The organism is Pseudomonas huaxiensis (assembly GCF_003231275.1).
Lineage (GTDB): Bacteria > Pseudomonadota > Gammaproteobacteria > Pseudomonadales > Pseudomonadaceae > Aquipseudomonas > Aquipseudomonas huaxiensis.
In genome coordinates this window covers 1-4,441 of record NZ_QKVL01000091.1, presented here as the reverse complement: position 1 = coordinate 4,441, position 4,441 = coordinate 1, and the positions used below count along the sequence as shown (strand labels likewise).

Below are 4,441 nucleotides of genomic sequence, written 5' to 3'. Positions count from 1 at the left end.
CGGCAAGGGCGGGTTCATCGAAACCTCGGGCGCTCACGTCAATGTGAGTGACAGCGCGAAAGTCACCACCCAGGCAGCGTCCGGCAAGACCGGCACCTGGCTGATCGACCCCAACGACTTCACCATCGCCGCCAGCGGCGGCAACATGACTGGCGCGTCGGTGTCGGCGGCGGTGCAGAGCAACAATTTCGAAATCCAGACCGCGACCATGGGCACTGCGGGGCGGAACGGCGACATTCATGTCAACGATGCCATTACCTGGAACACCGGTAATACGCTCACCTTGAATGCCGAGCGCAACATCAACGTCAACGCCGTCATCACTGCCGAACACGCGAGTGGCAAGGTCGCCTTGCTCTACGGCCAGGGTAGTGCGGATGGTGGTACGGCGGACTACGTCATCAAGGCGCCCATCAACCTGCAAAGCGGCAATAACTTCAGCACGCAAAAAGGCACCACGGGCGCGAAGACCACTTACACCGTGGTCAACACCGCCACTGATTTGCAAAATATGGGAGGTCGCCTCGATGGCAACTACGCCGTTGGCAGTGACATCGACCTGAGCAGCATCGCCAACTGGGTGCCAGTAGGTAATAGCGGCAGCGGCTTCAGTGGCCGTCTGAGCGGGTTGGGCCATACCCTTAGCAATCTCACCATCCTGGCTCATACTTCTTTGGGGTATGCCGGTGTCGGTTTGTTCGGCAGCACCACCGCCTCAAGCGAAATCCGTGATACGGGTTTGGTGGGAGGTAGCGTGGAGGTCATCGACGCCGACTTCATGGATGTCGGCGGGTTGGTCGGAGCGAACGCTGGCAGCATCAGCAACGTCTATGCCACCGTTAACATTTCAAGCAACGTCTATAACAGCAGCGGCGGGTTGGTCGGAAAGAATGACGGCAGCATCAGCAACGCCTATGCCACAGGCCAGGTAAGCTCTGTGGCTGTTGACGGCGCCAGCGGCGGACTGGTCGGGATGAACACCGGCAGTATCAGCAACGCCTATGCGACCGGAACTGTCGGTTCGCAGTTTTTAGCCGGCGGGCTGGTAGGGTCGAACGAAGTTGGCGGCATTATCAGCAATGCCTATGCAACTGGTGTTGTCAATGGGGCCTCAGGCGGCGGACTGATCGCTATTAACAGTGGCACTCTCAGCAACACCTACTGGGATAGCAGCAGCACTGGAAAAGGTAGTGCCACCAATTATGGCACCAGCCTTGGGGCGGCTGCCATCGATGCCAATAACCGCTACAACGCTACCAGCTATACCAGCTTTGGTTCCTGGGCACGTGTCTCTGGCACCAGCAACGTCGCCGTTGCCAGGGACGCCAGTGGTGTGGTGCAGTGGATCATGATCGAGGGCCAGACTCGCCCCTTCCTCGCCAGCGAATACAGCACCAACATCGGCAACGCCCACCAGTTGCAACTGATGGCCTACAACCTTGGTACCAGCTACACCCTGGTGCGCAATATCGATGCCAGCGCCACCGCAGGCAGCAATGCCAGCGGCATGTGGAGCACGGCAGGCTTCTCCCCGATCGGCGATAGCGGCAACGCCTTCCGCGGCAGCCTGGACGGCCAGGGCCACACCATCAGTGGCCTGACCATCGCTCGCTACAGTGACAACGTCGGGTTGTTTGGTACTACCGCCGAAGGCAGTACGATCCGTAACCTCGGCCTTCTGGGCGGGCGCGTGGTCAGTAGCGACAACAATGTCGGCGCACTGGTCGGTAGCAACTCCAGTAGCCTCAGTAATGTCTATGCCACGGTCAGCGTGACCGGCAATGACAGAGTTGGCGGACTGGTTGGCAACAATACAGGCAGGATCGATAGTGCCTACGCGACGGGTGACGTGACGGGCCGCACTGAAGTGGGCGGACTCGTTGGCCGCAGCGAACAAAATGTGAGCAACACTTATGCATCCGGCAGCGCAACCGGCGACTTTTTCGTCGGCGGGCTGGTTGGCTACAACGGCGCCAGAATCGATGACTCCTATGCCACTGGCGGTGTGAACATGAACGGCCCTGGCGAACGAGGTGGCCTGGTTGGCATTCAGCCTGGTGGTGGTAGCATCGCGCGCAGCTTCTATGCCACCACGGACGCCAATGGCGAGGCCATCAACGAGGGCCATGCGTTCAGTGGAAACTACCTCGGCACTGGCAAGACCTGGAGCGAACTGACCCAGGCCTCCACCTTCGCCGGCTGGAGTCTCGCCAGCACAGGCGGGACAAACGCAGCCTGGCGCCTGTATGACGGCCACTCAGGCCCGCTGCTGCGCGGTCTTCTCAAGTCCCTGACCGTCACTGTCGGCGATGTTGCCGGCAAGACTTACGACGGCACGAGCGGCACGGTCGCAGGAGTAAGCCACAGCCTCTCCGACAGCGGTGCCAGCCTGCAGGGCAGCGCCAGTTACACCAGTGTTTCCACTCGCAATGCAGGCACCTATGGCCTCGGGCTGACCGGCTTGTATTCCGATCAACAGGGCTATGACATCAAGGTTGTCGAGGGCAGCTATGTCATCGCCAAGGCCAGCCTCAGCGCCGTCACCGGGATCACCGCCGAGAATCGCACCTACGATGGCACTACCGATGCCACCCTGAACACAGGCAGCGCCGGCTTCACCGGGCGGATCGGCACTGACGAGTTGAGCGTGGCCTCTGCCAGCGGCGCCTTCGTCGACAAGAACGTCGGCAACGGCAAGACCGTCGATATCAGCAACATCGTCCTTGGTGGTGCCGATGCAGGCAACTACTCCCTGGTCAGCACTAACGCCACGACCAACGCCAATATCACCAAGGCCACGATCAGCTCGATAACCGGGCTCAGCGTCGCTGACAAGACCTACGACGGCACCACCACTGCCACGCTGGACACCAGCAATGCCGCCTTCGACGGCATGGTCGCAGGCGACAGTCTGAGCATCAGCTCGGCCAATACCGCCTTCACCAACAGCAATGCCGGGACAAACAAGACGGTCATCGTCACGGGCATCACCGTCTCGGGCGCTGATGTTGGTAACTACGACGTCAGCAGTACCGCCATCTTCACGGGCACTATCAACAAGGCCATCATCAGTGCCGTGACGGGCATCACCGCTCAGGACCGCACCTACGACGGCACGACCAATGCCGGCCTGGACACCGGCAGTGCAACCTTCACCGGGCGCATCGGCAACGACATCCTGACCGTGACCTCCGCCAGCGGCGCCTTCGACACCAAGGACGCCGGTGACGGCAAGACCGTGAGCATCAGCAATATCGTGCTCGGCGGAGGCCATGCCAATAACTACACCCTGGACAGCACGACCGCCACCGCCACCGCCGATATCGCCAAGGCCAGCATCAGTGCCGTCACCGGCATTACCGCGCAAGACCGCACCTACGACGGCACTGCCGATGCCAGCCTGAACACCGGCAATGCCGCGTTCACCGGCCGCTTCGGCAGCGACGAACTGAGTGTGGCCTCTGCCAGCGGCGCCTTCATCGACAAGAACGCTGGCGGCGGCAAGACCGTGGGCATCAGCAATATCGTCCTGGGTGGTGCCGATGCCGGCAACTACACCCTGGCCGACAATACTGCGACCACCAGCGCCGATATCGCCAAGGCCAGCATCAGTGCGGTGACCGGTATCACCGCGCAAAACCGTACTTACGACGGCACCACGGATGTCAGCCTGAACTACGACGGCAGCGGTTTCACGGGTCGTTTCGGCGATGATGAGTTGAGTGTGGCGTCTGCCAATGGCGCCTTCACCGACAAGAACGCCGGCAACGGCAAGTCGGTCGGGATCAGCAATATCGTCCTGGGTGGCGCCGATGCCGGCAACTACACCCTGGCCGACAACAACGCGACGACCAGCGCCGATATCGCCAAGGCCAGCATCAGTGCCGTGACCGGTATCACCGCGCAAAACCGCACCTACGACGGCACCACCGATGCCAGCCTGAACTACGACGGCAGCGGTTTCACCGGTCGTTTCGGCGATGACGAGTTGAGTGTGGCGTCTGCCACTGGCGCCTTCACCAATAAGAACGCCGGCAACGGCAAGTCGGTCGGGATCAGCGAAATCGTCCTCGGTGGCGCCGACGCCGGCAACTACACCCTGGCCGACAACAGCGCGACCACCAGCGCCGATATCGCCAAGGCCAGCATCAGTGCCGTAACCGGTATCACCGCACAAAACCGCACCTACGACGGCACCACCGATGTCAGCTTGAACTACGACGGAAGCGGTTTCACCGGGCGTTTCGGCGATGACGAGTTGAGCGTGACCTCCGCCAGCGGCGCCTTCACCGACAAGAACGCCGGCAACGGCAAGTCGGTCGGTATCAGCGAAATCGTCCTCGGCGGTGCCGACGCCGGCAACTACACCTTGGCCGATAACACCGCGACCACCAGCGCCGATATCGCCAAGGCCAGCATCAGTGCGGTGACCGGTATCACT

1 protein-coding gene is annotated in these 4,441 nt (G+C 61.4%); it reads left to right on the top strand.

Annotation, left to right across the window (positions count from 1 at the left end; genetic code table 11):
- Nucleotides 1-4,441 (top strand): beta strand repeat-containing protein (locus DM374_RS32090; RefSeq protein ID WP_225422664.1); only part of this gene is annotated, 4,441 nt, incomplete at both ends.